Here is an 18,527-nt window from a genome sequence, read left to right as displayed (position 1 = left end):
CAAAATTCGGAATCGTTTCCGATGAAGTGAGGTTAACTAAACGTGAGTAAAGATCAGAAGGTTACGATCAAGGACGTTGCAGAACTTGCAGGTGTAGGTATCGCTACCGTCTCCCGTGCCATTAACAATTCCGATGGCATCAGCAACAAAACCCGGGATAAAGTCATGCAGGCCATTGAGGAGCTAGGATTTGTCCCCAATACCTCTGCTCAGAGTTTGAAAATACGCCAGACGCATCAGATTGCACTGGTTGTACCTGACATACGCAACGCCATCATTCCCGAGATCTCTTGGTCTGTTGAACAAACGGCGAAGCAGCACGGGTATCATGTGGTTCAAATTAATACGGCGGGTAATGCACGAACGGAACTGGAAACCATTCGTACGATCAAAAAACTGCACGTGGACGGGCTTATTTTCATGCCTTTGGCATATCCCAAAACGTTGTCTGGCTTAATTGATAAAGCTCCTCTTCCCATTTCCATGATCAATTACGGTAAAAAGCTGGACCCTGGCATGAAAGCAGATGTCGTTTCTCTTTCACAGCCTGAAGGGAAATTGGTGATGGAACATCTGATTAAGATTGGACGGACTCGCATCGCATACGCCGGTGCTCCCAAAGATATTATTGAAGAACGTTATCGGGCTTATGAGCAGGCACTGGGACATGTAGATATCTCGCTTGTTTACTTCGGAGAAGATTTTTCATTGAATACGGGAGCTAATGCAGCGGATTATTTCTATGGACTGACTCACATGCCAGATGCCGTATACGCGATTAACGATATGGTCGCCATCGGACTGGTAAATCGGTTTAAAGAACTCGGCGTTCGAGTCCCAGAAGATATCGCTGTCGTGGGCGTTGATAATAACCAATGGACTACCGTTACTTCTCCGCAGATCAGTTCAGTCTCGATTATGGGCGAAGAAGTGGCCCGACTTGCTACGGAATTGCTGTTAAAACGGATTCGAGAGATGAGCACCACGGATTACGAGCATATTCAATTTGAGCCACGGTTAATTGTGCGTGAGTCCAGCGTTGCCATGATCCGCTCATCTTCACAAGGACCACCCGCAGAAGAATGATCGCAAAGTCACCGGATTTAATGGACAATCCCACTCGATAAATACAAAAAAGGTGCTCACCAGGTATGAATTTCGTTCCTGAGAAACACCTTTTTTTATCTTCATTCACACTCTTTTATCTCAACCCCACCTCCGAACCATTACTTCTTCGAAAGCAATTGTCTAATTGGTGTTCCTTTGATAAACATCTCAATATCCTCTACGGTATGGTTAAAATAAATGGCATAGTTGCCTTGAGTCACATAACCCAGGTGCGGCGTTGCCAGCAGATTGGGCAGTGTACGCAACATATGATTCACAGGAAGAGGTTCCTGTTCATATACGTCCAGACCTGCCCCGGCAATCCACTCATTCTGTAAAGCTTCGACCATCGCCTCTTGATCCACAATGCCTGCACGGGACGTATTTATCAATAAAGCAGTATTTTTCATCCGTTGCAACTCGGCTCGTCCGATCAGATTACGTGTCCGATCACTGAGCACCAGATGAATGGAAACAATATCACTTTGTTCAAGCAGCTGCTCCTTGGTCTCTGCCCATTGGACTCCCTGTTCCTCTGCTCTTGCCTGTGTCAAATTCTCACTCCAGGCGATCACGTTCATGCCAAAGGCTTGTGCAATCTCTGCCATTCGGCTGCCAATCTTGCCTAAACCGAGCAATCCCAATGTCTTTCCGTACAAATCCATGCCAACTGTACTCTGCCAATTCCGATTGGAGCGCAGTGCGTTATTTTCAGTTACCAACTGTCTGGACAGACCCAGTATCAACGCCCATGTGAGTTCAGTCGGCGGGTTCGAGCTACCTTCCGTGCCGCACACGATTACACCGCTTTCTTCCGCAGCCTGGAGGTCAATGGAGGCATTGCGCATGCCGCTTGTAATCAGAAGCTTGAGCTTGGGCAATTGTGTAATCACGGATTCAGGAAAAGGTGTACGCTCACGCATCAAGACTATAATTTCAAAATCCTGCAGTTCCTGAACGACCTTCTCTTCTGATCCCAAATAGTTATTGAACGTCTGAACCTCAACCCGATCCAGGATAGGAGTCCAATCCGCTGAAGAAAGGGCTACATTCTGATAATCATCCAATATGGCACAACGCAACTTCGTCTGCATGGTTGAATCTCCTCCTCATATATGTGCATCATCTAACAATCTTTGAACATGTTACACGAATATGTAAATCATAGTATACACCCTAATTTAATCTATACCCTATCTGTATTGTATCAACTCAAACCCTTATCTGCCCACTGTCCTCAGACACAAAAAAGAGCAGGAACACGCTCCCATTTCACCCTGTCACATCAAAACAGCTTGAAAAGCAGCGCCGTGATCAGTATGGCCATCGCCACTTGAAGCAAGGACCGTATTTTCCAAAAAATCGTATCCAATTTTGATTGATCATTCTCTGTCAGCGAACCAACAATAGCAATAAAAGCAAGTATGCCAATCACAATCAAACTGAAATTGATGATCCCCATCCCGCCGTATGTCGTAAGCAGCACACCTATAATGTATAAAACGACAAGGTAGATCCTATGAAAATAACGCTCCATATGAACACCCTTTCTAAAAATGAAATCTTTCCCTCATTCCTCAAGCAACGATAACGTAATCTTAATACTCTGCTGCACAAATGAGCGATCCGGCTCCGATTTCATCATCACAGTCAATCCAATCATCGATACAACCAGAGACCTGGACAACGCACTTGCGTCGAGATCATTAGACAATTCCCCTGTTTCCTGCCCCCGTTCAATCGTCTCCTTGAAAATCGCCGCCAGATACATCTGGTGCTCGCGTGTCAGAACAGCGAATTTGGGGTCATGCGGAGCCAGTTCAACCATCGTATTGATGCAAAAACAGCCGTGACGAGTATCTGTCACATCCCCTTCTGCTCCAATATGTTCAAATAAGGTACGGAAGGCTTCTTTCACAGAGGATGTATGTTGCAGCCTGGATCTGACCTGAGCGGCATGCAAAGTTGTATATCTGCGAAGTGCCGTTTCAAACAATTCCTTTTTGTCACCAAAAGCCGCATATAGACTTGGACGCTGAATCCCCATGGCTGTTGTCAAATCACTTAAGGACGTCGCTTCAAATCCCTTATCCCAAAAAATCTGCATCGCCGCTTCCAGTGCCTGCTCCGTATCAAATTCCCGTTGTCTAACCATGTATTCACCCTCATTATATATCGATCAGTATACATCTATTTTAATCTATATCCAAATCCCACGTCAAACATATCTCAATTTATAAAAGAAAATTTAATCATTCCATTTTAATTCTTGACATCGTGTCAACGTGTGAAGTATGTTTATTCGGAATCATAATGTACTGATCGGTATATTTAAATTCATCAGTGGACTTTCTGCTCCCTAACTTACCATATTCGAATACAGAAAGGTGAATCATCCATGCAAAATCCTTCTCATCAAGCACATCCCTTCAGCGAAGGACGTCCGAGTATGACCCGCGTTGTGGCGCTGTTATTTGCCCTGTGCAGCGGACTGGCGGTAGCTAACATTTATTATGCCCAGCCTTTACTCGACTCCATTGCTGACGAATTCAGTATCACGCATTCATCCATTGGCATTGTTATTACCGTAACCCAGATTTGTTACGCCCTCGGATTGTTATTACTGGTCCCTCTTGGTGATCTATTGAACCGGCGTAAGCTGATCATTAGCCAGATGCTTTTATCCGTAATCGCACTGATCACTGTCGGTACCTCATCCTCCAGCCAGGTTCTATTCATTGGAATGGCGGCGATCGGGTTGCTTGCCGTCATTACACAAACACTCGTTGCCTTTGCCGCCTCCCTGGCTGCACCTTCAGAACGAGGGCGTATCGTCGGTCTGGTCACAAGCGGGATCGTCATAGGCATATTACTGGCACGAACCATTGCAGGCACCTTAAACGATTGGATCGGCTGGAGATCGGTCTATCTCTTCTCTGCCAGTCTGACATTACTAGGCGTTATTGCCCTATTTCTTGTACTCCCAAAACACGAACCTAAACGAGAGAAACTCAGCTACACCCAATTGATCGTTTCTGTCCTGCAACTATACCGTGAGCTGCCTATTCTGCGGACACGTGGCGTTCTCGCCATGTTGATCTTCACAGCCTTCAGCATTCTGTGGACTTCCATGGTGCTGCCACTTAGCGCTCCGCCACTTTCCCTGTCACATACTGCTATTGGAGCCTTTGGTCTCGCGGGAGCTGCTGGTGCGCTGGCTGCTGCACGTGCAGGAAGACTAGCTGATCGGGGATTGGGACAAAAGACGACAGGCGTCGCTCTGGTCATATTGCTTCTATCCTGGCTGCCCATTGGCTATGTTCACCACTCATTATGGCTGCTTATAGCTGGGGTAATTATGCTGGACCTTGCTGTGCAGGCCGTACATGTCACCAACCAGAGTCTGATCTATGAAGTTCGACCTGAGGCGCAGAGCCGCTTGACGGGCGCCTACATGATCTTTTATTCGATAGGAAGTGCTACCGGTTCCATTGCTTCTACTCAAGTTTACGCGTGGACAGGCTGGACTGGCGTTTGCTGGCTGGGCGCAGGCGTTAGTGCCACTGCGCTTCTGTTCTGGGCCTTCGATCGGTATTTCCATCGGAATTCGTAATCAATAAATGAACTTAATCCAGCTTATTCCATACCACGATAAACAGAGTGGCTAGCGGACCAAATAACAGGGAAATCAGAAACCAGTTACGACCACTTCTGTTTTTTCCCTGAGCAAGTCCGGCATTAATGAGGGCAAGTGTGCCCCAGCCCACAAAATATTCGTTTTCCATCAAACATCATCTCCTCCTGACAGATCGGCTCTATTTATTTTCTAGTAACTCTTTTAGCTTCAAATTACGGCTCTCCAGGAAAGCCTGCATATACCTCTTGAGTACAATCCGCTCTGCGACCCAACCCAGAACACCAAGAGGAGCTTCAAATCTTAGTGTGTCCCTCATACAAGTGGTCTGCTCACCAAGTTTGCTGAAGCTGTGTTCATGTCTCATGCTCTTGAAAGCACCTTTCTCCATCTGATCCACAAAGAGATACGGCCGATTGTACTCGGCGATCCGGGAAGTCAGCTGCTGCCTTATCCCGAAATGGTTTGCTTCGAAAGTTACCGTGTCGCCTTCGCCAATTCTGCCCGTTGTAACACCAGCTACAGCCTGCTCACGGGTATGTTTCCAGACCGTCTGGGTATGAATATCAATGTCCCGCGCATAGTCGAAACATCGGTCGATGGGGGCATGTATTTCAATCTCAGTTACCACTTCAATCAAGAGCTATCTCTCCTTTCCCGATTCCGTTACAATATGAATAGGGGCTTGGCCCTCTCTGCAACCTATTGGTGATCACTGAAAGGAGTTGTATATGATTCATGAATGCATCAACCAAAATCACAACGTTTCTAATGTTCTCGGGACAAGCAGAGGAAGCTATTCACTGGTACACTTCTTTATTTGCTGACTCGACCATTCAGCACGTGTTTTATCAGGATAATGGCAAAGTTCTGCATGCCACTTTTACTCTGAACGGGCAAACCTTTATGGCGATTGACAACACTAGCGCTTTTCACGCGTTTACTCCAGCTATCTCACTGTTTATCGACTGCGAAACGACCGACGAGATTGCCAGGTTGTTCGAAGCCTTATCCACTGAGGGAGAGGTATTGATGCCGCTGGCTGCATCCCCCGTCAGTCAGCAATTCGCCTGGGTCCAGGATCGTTATGGCGTGAATTGGCAGCTCAATCTTCCTAAAAAGGAAGATTAAGGTCTTTGCAAAAGTATACTCCTGGTCACCATGAAGAACAACGCAGTGCATAATATAAATGAAAAAAACGGGTCCCCTATCATGGTACAGGAGGCCCGTTTTCTGTATGAATTCATTTGTTATTCAAACTTAGATAATTAATTCATTAATGGCAAGAGTGCGTTCTTTGGACAGATCACGATATTGTTCCGATTCCACCTTGATCAGTGGTTTGAAAATATCGGATGTATTGTTCATGACAATAACACCCCGCTCGCCGTTGCTCAGCAGTACTTGTTTACCAATAAAATTAGGAAGCAGATGCTGCATCAAGGCTTGAACCGGCTTTTCATTCAATTTGCCGAATCCCATCGCATAGATATCGCGTAAGTTGTTAATCAGGTTCGGATTGCTGCTTCCGTGACTGCCGGATCTCATCCCGATGTATATGTCAGCAACAGATACGATCTGTGTGTATGGATGAATTTCATCTTTTTTCAGTTGCATTGGATATCCCGTGCCATCCTCCAGTTCATGATGCTGAAGAGCTACCAGCGCCGTAGCTTCATCCGTCATGGAACTTTTGATAATATCATGTCCATAGATCGTGTGACGCTGCAATTCGAGCTCTTCATCTGCGGTTAACGGTTCCATCTTGTTACGTATCCGATGGGATACCTTGCATTTGCCGATATCGTGAAGGTAGCCACCACGACTGATCTGGTAACTCTCTTTTTGGGAATAACCAAGCCAGTTAGCCAGGTAAAATGACAACAGTCCAACCTGAATGGAATGGGTGTAGTTATTGACATCATCCCGTTCCAGCATCATCAGGAGATGTACGACATCCTTTTGCTCGTCCAGTCCTTCCACCATCGGTTGAAGCGCATCGTCCACCATGGTAGCGTTGAACTTACCTACCGTCAGTGCTTCAAGAAACGCAGACTGATAATTATGTACAGTTTGTATAAATTGGGATTTCATTTCTTCTTCGGGCGGTTCTTCCTTGGTGCTTGTGCTTGCTCCAGATGCAAATTTTGCTGCAGCAGCAAAAAATTCTGCTTCCGTGATCTCTTCCTCGCGTGGTTCAATATCCACATAGTCTACGCGGTGCTGCATCAGCAAGGTGATATCTTCACTTTTGATCACAGTACCCTGACCCAGAACGTGTAATCCCGCTTCGCTGAATGTATCCGCAGTTAGACGGTCTCCATCTTGCAGGTTCATAATATGGATTCTCAAATCGGTATTCCCCCTGAACAATCATTTATAGTCAACAGCACCCGTTAGATCGGGTCCCAAAAATCCCTATACTACTTTATATCGATAAATACATTCTTTTTCTCCATAGTCCAAACGACCTTAATCGTAAAAGGAAATACGAACGTATAAGACTTTATTCTCAGTCCTATTTTCAAAAAAGTCCCGGTTTGAATTTGTATTTAGATATCTGGCATCTTGTTTTACACATATATAACCAAAAAGCCCAAAAAAAATCTTTGGGCTCTTATTGAATTCAACTATATTTTGATTGAGCTTAGACTCGCTCCCTGTACGAAAAAGCGTTCAATGCTTTTCTCAACAGATGGGTCAGGAATTAACGGTGGAGCCTGATGCGGCTTCACTCTGGCATCAATAATGATCTGGTCACAGCCCCAATGTTTATAGTTGTAACTGCTGTTCACACCGTACATATCATGGGAAGGATTACTGCGGGTAAATGTCGCCCACAAGAAGTTGCTGAGATTCGCACTAAGGAAAGAACTATCGTCACATAAAACAATCATCGGACAAGAAGACAGATCTCCCTTTTCCTTCAGCATATCCGTAAATGCCTTCATTTCTTGTTCTGTATCCACATAACTGGTGAATGACGCACCCTGAACGGCTACAACTCCTGGCATTACGAGCTGCGGATTACTATACCCCCGGATATCCTTCAATATCTCCGGTACTTCACGGCACAATTCCCGTTTCTTGTCCCCATAGGCTGCAAATACAACTTTACTGCCACTGTTCAATCCGGTTCCCGAGTAATCCAGCGTATCGATCGTTGTATTGGTATGGAAATGAATGTCCCGCTGCAGATCCATTCGTTCCAGGATGTACGTCAGGAATTCCACTTCCCGGTGCGTATCCAGCGGTTGCTGATCTTCTGCTGTGATAAACAAATATTTCGCCAGACTGAGCTGGCCTGTACCCAGAATACGACTCGCAATCGTCAGCAGCTCTGTTGGCTGTTTTACCGCTTGGTAGGGTGTATAACGCTCACTTCCAATCGCAAACAGGAGCGGATGTACTCCTGCTGCATCGACTGCATGAACTTCTTTTACGCCCGGAATCTCCTGTTTAATGGCATCACCCGTAATTTCGTGAATCAGATCCCCAAATGCGGTATCCTCTTGCGGAGGACGACCCACCACAGTAAATGGCCAAATCGCATTCGGCTTGGCGTACACTTTATGCACTCTCATTAGCGGGAACGGATGGGTCAGACTATAATATCCAAGATGATCACCAAACGGTCCTTCTGGTTTCGTCTCGTCCGGGTAAATTTCACCCGTGATGACAAAATCGGCATCATTGCTGATGCAATATCCATCCTTATAGCTGTAACGGAAACGTCGGCCGGCAAGTAGCCCTGCGAAAGTCATCTCACTGAGCCCTTCAGGCAAAGGCATCACGGCAGAAAGTGTATGTGCCGGCGGCCCCCCAATGAAGATGCTCACTTTCAGAGGTTCTCCCTTTTTGACTGCTTTGGCCTGATGAATACCAATTCCGCGATGTATCTGATAATGAAGTCCAATTTCCTTATTCAGTTCATAATCATTACCACTTAGCTGTACCCGGTACATGCCCAGATTGGAGTTCATGATGCCTGGCTTGTCCGGGTCCTCCGAATAGACTTGAGGCAGTGTAACGAATGCTCCACCATCCATAGGCCAATGCTTGATCAACGGCAGATCCGAGATCTGAATCTCCTGCGCGGTTACAGGCAAACTGATGGACTTTTGCTTAGGTAGAGCCTGCCAAGCGGCAAGACCTGTGCTGATATGCTGAAATGGCGTTTTAAGTGCCTTCATGGGATCATCCCGGACAGCCATGACACGTTGTACACCTTCAAGCGTTCCACGGAACATGAATTTGCTTCGTTCCAGTGTACCGAAGAGGTTCGAAACAGCCTGGAACTTCGAGCCTTTCACATTTTCGAAAAGCAGAGCTGGGCCTTTCGCCTCATGCACTTTCATATGTATCGCTGCCATCTCCAAGTGAGGGTCAATTTCTTCCTTCACTCGAATCAAATGTCCATGCTGCTCCAGATCATTAATGCAATCTTCCATATTGCGATATTTCATTGGATGGCTCCATTCTTTATATAATAAATTGTTATGTTCATATATTCACATAGATGTGCGGGGGTAGCAGATAGAATAAACGTTGAATCTACTTCACTCTCGTCACACTACAAATGGATTGATGCTTGCATCTCTTCTATCTTATCAAATCATCTGCCACTAAACAAAACAATATATTAAATCTCTTACGCAGCACTTACCAAAAAGCAATATTCAGGCAAAAGGAGTCCTGTATTCATAAGGACCGCGATTGCTTAAATATTGCTAATTAAGCTTTTTAAGACATAGTCGAAGGTCTGGGGATCGTAACCGTAAACTGCGTTCCTTCTCCAACCCTGCTCTCCACATCAATTGTACAATCATGTAATTTCAAAATTTTAATCACGAATGAAAGTCCTAATCCATTGCCTCTGAGAGCACTGCTTCGTGCTTTGTCCACCATATAAAATCGATCGAAAATATACGGAAGCTCTTTCTCCGGTATTCCTTGTCCTGAATCTCTAATTGATACCTTCACAGATGACGTGGACATCTCGATTGCGACGTAAATGCCCCCATCGAGACCCGTATATTTTATCGCATTGTTGATTAGATTCTGCCAGACCTGCTCAAACAAATCTTTATCGGCGGTAATTTCGCAAGGCAATAAGTCCAATTCAATCCTGATATTTTTGTGCGCCCACTGGGGTTCTGCCAATACGATCGTTCTTCTTAACTGTTCATCTAATTGGAAGGTGGTGAGATTAAACGGATGGTGCTCCGAATCCAGTGAGGCTAACCTTAGTAAATTATCACTTAGCCTGGACAAACGTAAAGTTTCCTCATATATGATATCCAAATGCTCTTTCTGCTCTTCCAATGGGATGACACCATCTTGCAGCGCTCTTGTGAATCCTCTGATCGATGTTAATGGGGACTGCATTTCATGAGAGACGTTACTGACAAAATCATCACGCACCGAGTCTATTTTTTGCAACTCACGGGCCATATGATTAAAACTCTCCATCAGCTCACCAAACTCATCCTGATTATTATGTTTCAACCGGACAGTTAGATCGCCTGACGCCATTTTCTTGGCTGCAGCGGTTAGTCTTTTGATCGGTTTCACAATGTACCCGGACATGAACATGATTAATAAGCTTCCTATGACTAAAACAGTGAGTAGGGATATAAATAATGTACGTTTCACATTATGAAAAATTGATGAAAAATTAATTTTGATCAGAAGCGCATCTTTCTCTTCATTTATCCTGGGAACACCGACGATTGTCGTTTCATCTTTATTGGACATTATAAACGCTTTCGTCGAATTTACGTCGAATAACTCATGAACTTTATCCTTTGGTAATGAGGCAAGCAATCCACTTTGTTCATTCACGGAAGTTATATTCAAGCCGTATCTTGCAAAAATATTTAAGCTTGTTTTCACTTTTTCCGGATCATCGATTAGGTTTATCATCATAGCGATATCTTCAGCAATCGTAATCATGGAATGATTCGGTGTGTTTTCCTGAGAACGCATATTTAATATAAAGGAAAGAATTACACTGATGATGACAATACCAAAAAATGTTACTACTATTCGTAGACGCAGGCTTTTTCTTATGATTTTCATATACTCTCCAGACGATATCCCAGTCCTCTAATTGTGGAAATCATCAGCTCGGGAATGGGTTCCAGTCGTTCTCTTAGCCTTTTAATATGCACATCTACGGTTCGCTCATCACCTTCATAATCGATACCCCATATATCTTCGATTAGCTGTGTACGTGTGAATATTTGCCCTGGCAAACTCGCCAAAGCAAACAACAATTCACATTCCTTCTTTTTCAATTCAACCGATTGAGTTCCTGCATCCACTGTCAAATTGCTCAGATTAATTGTTGCACCGCCTATATGAATAACATTCGATGATATCTTGTTATATCTCTTCATTAAGGATTTCACACGCAGGATTAACTCTACTGGATCAAAAGGTTTTACTAAATAATCGTCTGACCCTGCATTGAATCCTCTGACTTTATCCTTGGATTCGCCTTTGGCAGTCACCATCAGAATCGGAATATCCATATAAGATCGAATATCTTCGGTCAGTTCAATACCATCTACACGTGGCATCATCACATCTACAATCGCTAAATCAATTTTGGTATGAGACAAGATATTCAATGCTTCTTGGCCGTCCGGCGCTTCCACGACGGAAAACTGATTAGTTTCAAGGTATATTCGAATCAATTTGCGGATATGGGAATCATCATCAACCACAAGAATCGTGTTCATTTATGCATTATCCTTTCCGCAATTATCATTACTCACAACTGTATTTATTCATATCGCAAGGATTCCATTGGGTCCAGCTTGGCAGCTTTGGAAGATGGCATCAAACCAGCGATGATGCTGATTAACGTACTTACTGCGATACCAAACACGATATAGTATCCAGATAGATTAATCAATTTTGCACCAAAAGCATTGTCCAGGAAGATGTTTAGTACATAGCTAATTATCGCTGCAAGGATAACGGCAATGACCCCACTGAAAATACCCAATAAGGCAGATTCCGAAAAGAATATTCGCTTGATATCCTTTTTTCTTGCACCAATTGCTCGAAGAATTCCGATTTCCTTCGTCCGTTCCACTACACTAATGTACAGTACCACCAATATCATAATCCCTGATACAATTAATGAAATTCCGGCAATTCCAGCCAGAACAATTGTAGCCATGTTTACGTACGTCGTGATACGCTCCATGATTTTTGCTGTTTGAGAGCCAGAGAAACCTGCATCCACAACTTCGGCATTAATCTCATTCACATATTTCATATCGGTTGCATAAGCATTAACTTGAATCGGGCCGATGGTCATTCCATTATCAGTGTACATCTGTTTCAGCGTCTGTGAAGGGAGATACCCTGGAGTCTGCTGCATCGGAGTTTGTTGACCCGTCGCTTCATAGATACCTGAGATCGTAACTTCTTTTTCTAAAATAATTGGTTTGTGGTTAGCATCCATTTCATTGATATATAGATGGATTGATTTTCCTACCATAGAATCAGGTTGATCATTTCCACTTAATTTATTCGCCGTTTTCAACGGTAACAGAACTTGATTGCCTTCTGGGAAAGTACCTGCTGTAATCATTTCTTTATCAAATGCGTCTGTAAAGGTCGTTAATTGTGTGAGTCCCTCCGATTGTTCTTCATACACCAGAGTCGATTTTCCATCCACAGAGGTAATTGTCTCCACATGATCTACATTCGGAAGATTACGGATGGTTTCGATATCAGCATCTGTAAATGCCTGTCCTGTTGCCATCAGAGCTTCCGGGCCGCGCTTGTCACTTGCTTCTTCACTGGGTTTAGTGATATCCACCAGTAGGGGATCCATACTTGCATTAATTTCGTTATTCATATAACTCGTAATGCCATTTCCCAATGATAACATCAGGAGTACGCTCAAAATCCCTATCGACCCACCCAATGCTACCAGTACATTTCGCTTACCATTGAGTTTCATATTTTTGAGAGCCATCTTGAAAGAAGCAAGTAAGCCCAGGTTTCTCGAAGCACCACTACTACCCTCATAGGTAGTTAAGGAACGATCTTTTAGATGAATGTCATCCTTAATCCGTCCCTCCTCTACCTTCACAATACGTGTACCGGAATCAGCTACTTTCTGCGAGTGGGTTACCGCAATGACCAGCATCCCTTTTTGCGCAATGCTGTCCAGCAAAGCTAGGATTTGATCTCCGTTTTCCTTATCCAATGCACCCGTTGGTTCATCCGCCAAAATAATGTCCGGATTATTCGATAATGCACGAGCTATGGAAACCCTTTGCTTCTGTCCACCTGACAGCTGGTTAGGCCGTTTGTTCAGATGATTCTTCAGCCCGACCTCGGTCAAAATATCAATAGCGCGCTTATTGCGATCCTTTTCACTTGTGTCCGTCATTTGCATGGCAATCGTAACATTCTCCAGCACAGACAGATGCGGGATCAGGTTGAAATTTTGAAACACAAATCCGATATTATTTTTTCGATAATCATCCATTTCCTTCTCAGTCATGGCACTTAAATTCTTTCCACGAACAAGGATCTCCCCTTCAAAATCGGAGTCCATTCCACCAATAATATTCATAAGGGTTGACTTTCCGCAACCCGATTCGCCAAGGATGGAAACGAATTCTCCGGTCTCAAAGCTCAAATTCACATCGTGGAGCACGGGAACCTTTTCTTTACCGTACAACGTGTATGATTTCTTCACATGTTTAACTTCTAATATGGTCATCTGATCTCTTCCTCTCCAAGTCGTACACCGTATCTATCTATTTGTTTGATTTACTTTTCACATTCTAACAAATTTGTGTGAACTGATAATGAACTGGACAATCTGCTTCAGCCTGGTAAAAGAAAGACACTCGTAGTGACTTGAGGTGAACCATATCAAGTCACTACGAGTGTCAAAATTAAATTCCTTCAACAATACGCTTCGCCCGAACCTCTACCTGACGGAATAGTTCTTCCTCATCAATCGTCAGCAGCTGCCTGCCTCTCATCAGCACACGCCCATTTACAATGGTGGTATCTACATCGGCGCCGTTCACGCTGTATGCAAGCAATGATTCCAGCTCGTGAACCGGCTGCAAGTGCGGTTTCTTCAGATCAATCAGAATCAGGTCAGCTTTGCGCCCAACTTCCAGCACACCCACTTCATCCTGAAGGTTCAACAGACCTGCACTTCCCCGTGTAGACATGTGTAGTACATCTCTTGCCGACAAGCGGGTAGGGTCACCATAATCCAGCTTCTGCAGCCAGGTTGCAGCCTTGATCTCTTCAAACATATCGATGGTTGTCGCACTTCCTGCCCCATCGGTTCCAAGACCCACGTTAATTCCCTGTACAATCATCTCGGTGATTGGGGCAATTCCGCAGCCAAGCTTCAGATTGCTGACCGGATTGTGCGCTACTCCACCACGCATGCCTTTCAATCTGCCAATATCTCTTCGATTTAGGTGTACGCCATGGGCAAGCAGTACGTGTGCCTTTTCGAACATACCTGCCTCTTCCAAATACTCCGTTGGCGTCATGCCATAGCGTTCACGAATCTTCACAACTTCCTCTTTCGTCTCAGCCAGATGAATGTGGATAGGCACGCTCTCCTGTTCCGCCATCGCGATTACTTCCCGCAAAGGTTCTACTGGACAAGTATAGGGAGAATGCGGGCCATACATCGTCGTAATTCGACCCTCGGCCTTACCCGACCAACGTTGTATCAAATCGACCGCTTCCTGTAATCTGCGCCCACCGTCATCCTCCACAAATACCATGCCGCGTGTGAGCGATGCCCGAATCCCGGTTTCCGTTACCGCTTCTGCGATTTCATTCATGTGAATGTACATATCCGCGTAAGCTGTTGTTCCTGAACGGATCATCTCGGCAATGGATAGTTGTGCTCCCCAGTATATATCTTCGGGTGTCATTCGGGCTTCTGCAGGCAGCATCTTACGGTCAAGCCAGTCCATGAGCTTCAGATCATCCGAGAATGCTCGTAACAGACTCATCGGTGTATGCTGGTGAGCATTGATCAGTCCCGGCATGGCCAGTTTATGTTGACCATCCATAATGTCATCACCCGGTTGGGCCATAATGTGGGGAGCAATCTCTGCGATACGGTCGCCTACAATGCGAATATCCCCCTTGAAGGGGGAATCGGTGTCTTTCATCGTTAAGATTGTGGCTTGCTGGATTAAAACACTCATTGTTTCACAACTCCTCTAGATTTGGATTGCCTTACTTCCAAATCCGAGGATAAGCCTTCACGTAACGGCAAGGTCAAGATTAAGTTAATTTTTGAGTCGTCATTGTTCTAAAACTTTGAATAAAAGGCTTGGGATCTGTGTTGACCATATAAGGATAGACCCCGGTGCTGGTATGTAGATAGAAAAAACCACCTTCATTCCCCATTTTCCTAAAGGACATGTCGAACACTTCTGTAATATTAAACTCGCGGTATTTCGTTACAATCTTGTCCGAGTACAGGATCATGGACCGATCGCTCTGCATTACTTCCTGTGCGAGACCCGTCACTTCTCTCTGTACTTTGTAATATGGCAATACAGCAATGCAGTTCATGATCTGCCTCCGTTCTAGCATGATTATTTGTTCCATCATAGCAGATCGGAGAGCCTGAGCAAAAAAATGATCCAACCACATATATGATTTACGTGATCTTCGTTGTTACTTTCAATGGAAAACGAAGTGCTTCCTGAACATGCTGCAAGGAAAGGCATTGTTCAATGTGATAGACACCATGCGGCAGTTCCGTCCGATACATTCGCTCCGCTACTGCCGCCGCAACTGCTGCTGTTGCATCTGCTTCACGTTCGCCAATCAGCAGCTGCTCGACATGGACTTGTTTGCCCTTTTTCCATCCCACTGCATCTACCTTAACTGCATACATTGGCTCTCCTCCGGGAATAACCCCAAAAGCCTTAACCGTACCATTACGAAGGGAGGGAATACGAAGTAGTGTGAACAGCCCCATACGTTTCGAGATAGCCATGGATCTGGTCATCCAACGGGAATCGAGACATAACCGGGTGGACACCGTCGGAATACGAAGTGTACGAGCAACGACGTGTTGATCCGAAAAGTTAAACCGATACGCTTTCCTGCGGCCCAGGTCTGCACCAAAATCAATCCATTTCCCATCGTGAAAGCTTTGCACTTCAGCTGGTTTACCCTTTTTCATGACCTGATAGGTTGCATTCATCTGATCCACAGTCCACTCTACCGCGGCTTTCCCGTGTTTCTCACCCAGTCCCAGCATGACGGTAATGTCCGCTTCGTCCACTTGATCCATATGGGCACCTGCTTCACGCACAAGCAGATTGGTCACACCAGGCGACAGTCCCACACTAAGCATGGCTGTTGCTTTGGAACGTTGCATTTTGGAATGCAGCTGTTCGACCTGACCCAGAAAGTCATAATTGGCTGAAATATCGATATAATCTGTCCCTGCTTTCGCACAAGCCTCGACAAATCGGGTATCCGTCTGGTCCACACACATGACCACCAACTTGACCGATTGAAGCACAACAGGGTCAATCGCTTTTCGCACATCCAATTGAAGCGGCTGGACTATACCACCCGTAGATCGACTGAATTCCTCAGCCCGATTCATCCGCGTACCTGCCGCCCATACCTTGCCGGGAAACGAGCGTCCCAGCTGCGTACATATCATTTGCCCCACCTGACCATATCCGCCAACAACCCAAATCTGATCTTTCACAGACTCTATTTTAGATTCGATTTGCATAATATCCCTCCACCCAGAATGCTCCGAAATAACGTGTAATGTGCGAGAACCCGCATTCTTTCATTAGCTCTATCATTTGTTTAGATGAGATGGGATCCGACTCTCGGCCAAGTGAAGCTGCAAACCGCTCCCATTCTTCAGGCTGAATCCCATTACTTAACATGTGATCCTGCCAGGCTTGCATCATGGTTGGATATACAGGCGAATGAAGATCGGCATTCACTGCTGCAATAATGAGTGGCGCCCCAGGCTTGAGTCTGGCCGCTAGATTGGACAGAAACCGTCTTTTGGACTCGATCCCCTGAATAAAATGCAGCATTAGCATACTTGTCGCCCCGTCGTAGACCTCATCTTCCGGTAACGCTTCAAGCGTCATGGATTTAAGTTGCACTCTGGCGTCGATACCCGTTTCCTGGATTCTACGTTCTGCTAACTGAAGCATCGGCTGGGAAGGATCTACTCCAGTAAATGTCCATCCCGCATGGCGAGAACCAAGCACAGATATTTCCTTACCTCCACCCGCTCCGACAATTAGTATTTCAGCTTGGTTGTTATCTGTGATAGAAGCGGCAAGTAGTCGCTCCATCAGATCATGCATATGAGAATAACCCGGAATTTTCAAGGCTATTGATTGTTCGTAACGGTTTTCATCCGCCGTATCCCAGCTCATAGGGGGTTGATTGTGGTCCATTGATACTACACTCCTCGTGGATTCAAGTTAGACTTGACTCTTCGTTCGTCTAATTTCATTATAAAAGGATACGCAGAGCGTACAATCCCAGAACAATGGGATATCTGCAGGAGGAGAGGAGAAAGCTTTATGACATCACGTATGGAACGGAACCAGCGACTCATTACTTCTCTCGAAAAAGGAACCTGGACCTCGCGCACCTACCGGGAAGCTGTACTAAAACAAATTCAGAATATCGTTCCCTATGACGCGTATTGCTTCACAACGGTTGATCCACAGACTCTTCTCTCAACGGGTGCCGTGACGGAAGACGGCATTGAAGCCATTCATGATCGACTTTTCGTTAATGAATACATGGAAGAAGATATACATAAGTATGCTGATTTGGTTCGCAGCGGTGAGTATACAGCGATTCTTCATGCTTCGATAAGCGAAAACCCTGTACCAAGCGCCCGATATCATAACATCCTTCAACCAGCAGGTTTCGGTGATGAACTTCGGGCTGTACTGGTCAGTGGCGGAGCCTGTTGGGGCTATTTAACCCTATATCGCAAAACGGAACAACCCGTATTCACGGAAGAGGAGCGACTAAGCATTCAGGCCTGGACACCTTCAATTGCATTGATGTTACGATCCACAAGTCTGACTCTTGTGGACGAGATTAAAAGCGGAAGTCCCTCGGACCCAGGTATTATGATTACATCGGACGCTTTCGAGCTGTTATCCGTGAATGCTGCCGCTCAGTATTGGCTGTCGCAATTACGTTTACTGGAGCATGTGGGACCCGATGTATTGCCCCGCCCAGTCCGTGCAGTCAGCTCGCATTTACAGCGTCAGCTTCGTACAGATTCCGATCTGATGGTTGCGCAAGAACCTATCCTTCATTCGCCTTCCAAAGTTTGCATTCAACTCCTGGATGGCCGTTACCTTTTGCTTCATGCCAGCCGCATGCAACAGTTTTCAGGTCCGGATCAGATTGCAATCAGGCTTGAACAGGCGATGCCGCAGGACTTACTGCCTTTACTCGCCGAGAGTCATGGGTTGTCCATTCGGGAACGGGAACTATTGGGTTACGTGCTGCGCAGTTATTCTTCCAAAGAAATTGCGGAAGCGATGCATATATCAGCCTACACGGTACAGGATCATTTAAAATCCATTTTCGCCAAAACAGACGTATCCTCCCGCCGTGAGCTAATCTGGTATTTTGTATCCCGTTTCCAGTTGTCTGATGAACCAGCTATTTGAATGTTATAACCCTGGACATACAAAAAGATGCCTTGTCCCATGGGACAAGGCATCTTTGCGCTACA

The 18,527-nt window shown here is 45.3% G+C and carries 18 protein-coding genes; 4 read left to right on the top strand and 14 right to left on the bottom strand.

Annotated elements, in window-relative coordinates; translation table 11 throughout:
• Positions 1 to 42 precede the first annotated feature (42 nt).
• Entirely contained in the window at positions 43 to 1,086 is a 1,044-nt protein-coding gene (locus tag RS891_RS13190) for a LacI family DNA-binding transcriptional regulator (RefSeq protein ID WP_113052354.1), read from the top strand.
• A gap of 140 nt (positions 1,087 to 1,226) precedes the next feature.
• Here RS891_RS13190 and RS891_RS13185 read toward each other — a convergent pair whose 3' ends face one another.
• The 3 genes from RS891_RS13185 to RS891_RS13175 all read right to left on the bottom strand — a co-directional run bounded on the left by RS891_RS13185 (position 1,227) and on the right by RS891_RS13175 (position 3,262).
• Positions 1,227 to 2,201: a D-2-hydroxyacid dehydrogenase family protein gene (locus RS891_RS13185; protein ID WP_315795523.1), complete on the bottom strand. Its 975-nt coding sequence runs from the start codon at positions 2,199 to 2,201 to the stop codon at positions 1,227 to 1,229.
• 191 nt (positions 2,202 to 2,392) lie between these two features.
• Positions 2,393 to 2,644, bottom strand: coding sequence for a hypothetical protein (locus RS891_RS13180; protein ID WP_315795522.1), 252 nt, complete (start codon positions 2,642 to 2,644; stop codon positions 2,393 to 2,395).
• Positions 2,645 to 2,677: 33 nt separating this feature from the next.
• Positions 2,678 to 3,262 (bottom strand): TetR/AcrR family transcriptional regulator, encoded by a 585-nt coding sequence (locus tag RS891_RS13175; protein WP_315795521.1) that lies wholly within the window; start codon positions 3,260 to 3,262, stop codon positions 2,678 to 2,680.
• A gap of 243 nt (positions 3,263 to 3,505) precedes the next feature.
• Between RS891_RS13175 and RS891_RS13170 the strand changes: the two genes are divergently transcribed.
• Positions 3,506 to 4,720, top strand: coding sequence for an MFS transporter (locus RS891_RS13170; RefSeq protein WP_315795520.1), 1,215 nt, complete (start codon positions 3,506 to 3,508; stop codon positions 4,718 to 4,720).
• A 13-nt stretch (positions 4,721 to 4,733) separates the two neighbouring features.
• Here the strand turns inward: RS891_RS13170 and RS891_RS13165 are convergent, their stop codons facing one another.
• Positions 4,734 to 4,895: a hypothetical protein gene (locus RS891_RS13165; RefSeq protein ID WP_157258459.1), complete on the bottom strand. Its 162-nt coding sequence runs from the start codon at positions 4,893 to 4,895 to the stop codon at positions 4,734 to 4,736.
• A gap of 27 nt (positions 4,896 to 4,922) precedes the next feature.
• Positions 4,923 to 5,372 carry an SRPBCC family protein gene (locus RS891_RS13160; protein WP_397386948.1) on the bottom strand — a complete coding sequence of 150 codons (450 nt, stop codon included), beginning with the start codon at positions 5,370 to 5,372 and terminating at the stop codon, positions 4,923 to 4,925.
• 107 nt (positions 5,373 to 5,479) lie between these two features.
• Between RS891_RS13160 and RS891_RS13155 the strand changes: the two genes are divergently transcribed.
• Entirely contained in the window at positions 5,480 to 5,872 is a 393-nt protein-coding gene (locus RS891_RS13155) for a VOC family protein (RefSeq protein WP_315795518.1), read from the top strand.
• 129 nt (positions 5,873 to 6,001) lie between these two features.
• Here the strand turns inward: RS891_RS13155 and RS891_RS13150 are convergent, their stop codons facing one another.
• The 9 genes from RS891_RS13150 to RS891_RS13110 all read right to left on the bottom strand — a co-directional run bounded on the left by RS891_RS13150 (position 6,002) and on the right by RS891_RS13110 (position 17,217).
• The gene (locus tag RS891_RS13150; protein WP_315795517.1) at positions 6,002 to 7,093 is read right to left on the bottom strand and encodes an HD-GYP domain-containing protein; all 1,092 of its coding nucleotides are present in this window, start codon (positions 7,091 to 7,093) and stop codon (positions 6,002 to 6,004) included.
• A 278-nt stretch (positions 7,094 to 7,371) separates the two neighbouring features.
• Positions 7,372 to 9,207: a UbiD family decarboxylase gene (locus tag RS891_RS13145; protein ID WP_113052361.1), complete on the bottom strand. Its 1,836-nt coding sequence runs from the start codon at positions 9,205 to 9,207 to the stop codon at positions 7,372 to 7,374.
• 277 nt (positions 9,208 to 9,484) lie between these two features.
• Entirely contained in the window at positions 9,485 to 10,822 is a 1,338-nt protein-coding gene (locus RS891_RS13140; RefSeq protein WP_315795516.1) for a sensor histidine kinase, read from the bottom strand.
• Positions 10,819 to 11,487: a response regulator transcription factor gene (locus RS891_RS13135; RefSeq protein WP_113052363.1), complete on the bottom strand. Its 669-nt coding sequence runs from the start codon at positions 11,485 to 11,487 to the stop codon at positions 10,819 to 10,821. The genes RS891_RS13140 and RS891_RS13135 overlap by 4 nt, the downstream gene beginning before the upstream one ends.
• 44 nt (positions 11,488 to 11,531) lie before the next feature.
• Positions 11,532 to 13,496: an ABC transporter ATP-binding protein/permease gene (locus RS891_RS13130; RefSeq protein WP_315795515.1), complete on the bottom strand. Its 1,965-nt coding sequence runs from the start codon at positions 13,494 to 13,496 to the stop codon at positions 11,532 to 11,534.
• A gap of 178 nt (positions 13,497 to 13,674) precedes the next feature.
• Positions 13,675 to 14,967: an amidohydrolase gene (locus tag RS891_RS13125; protein ID WP_315795514.1), complete on the bottom strand. Its 1,293-nt coding sequence runs from the start codon at positions 14,965 to 14,967 to the stop codon at positions 13,675 to 13,677.
• A gap of 79 nt (positions 14,968 to 15,046) precedes the next feature.
• Positions 15,047 to 15,340: a hypothetical protein gene (locus RS891_RS13120; RefSeq protein ID WP_315795513.1), complete on the bottom strand. Its 294-nt coding sequence runs from the start codon at positions 15,338 to 15,340 to the stop codon at positions 15,047 to 15,049.
• 88 nt (positions 15,341 to 15,428) lie between these two features.
• Complete coding sequence (locus RS891_RS13115; protein ID WP_315795512.1) at positions 15,429 to 16,526, bottom strand: saccharopine dehydrogenase family protein; 1,098 nt, start codon at positions 16,524 to 16,526, stop codon at positions 15,429 to 15,431.
• Positions 16,510 to 17,217: a class I SAM-dependent methyltransferase gene (locus RS891_RS13110; protein WP_315795511.1), complete on the bottom strand. Its 708-nt coding sequence runs from the start codon at positions 17,215 to 17,217 to the stop codon at positions 16,510 to 16,512. The genes RS891_RS13115 and RS891_RS13110 overlap by 17 nt, the downstream gene beginning before the upstream one ends.
• A gap of 129 nt (positions 17,218 to 17,346) precedes the next feature.
• Between RS891_RS13110 and RS891_RS13105 the strand changes: the two genes are divergently transcribed.
• Positions 17,347 to 18,462: a helix-turn-helix transcriptional regulator gene (locus RS891_RS13105; RefSeq protein ID WP_315795510.1), complete on the top strand. Its 1,116-nt coding sequence runs from the start codon at positions 17,347 to 17,349 to the stop codon at positions 18,460 to 18,462.
• Positions 18,463 to 18,527 lie beyond the last annotated feature (65 nt).

It is taken from the genome of Paenibacillus sp. BIC5C1, assembly GCF_032399705.1.
In the GTDB taxonomy this organism is placed as follows: domain Bacteria; phylum Bacillota; class Bacilli; order Paenibacillales; family Paenibacillaceae; genus Paenibacillus; species Paenibacillus taichungensis_A.
The sequence above is the reverse complement of the archived record's forward strand: the minus strand, read 5'-3'. Positions and strand labels throughout refer to the sequence as shown.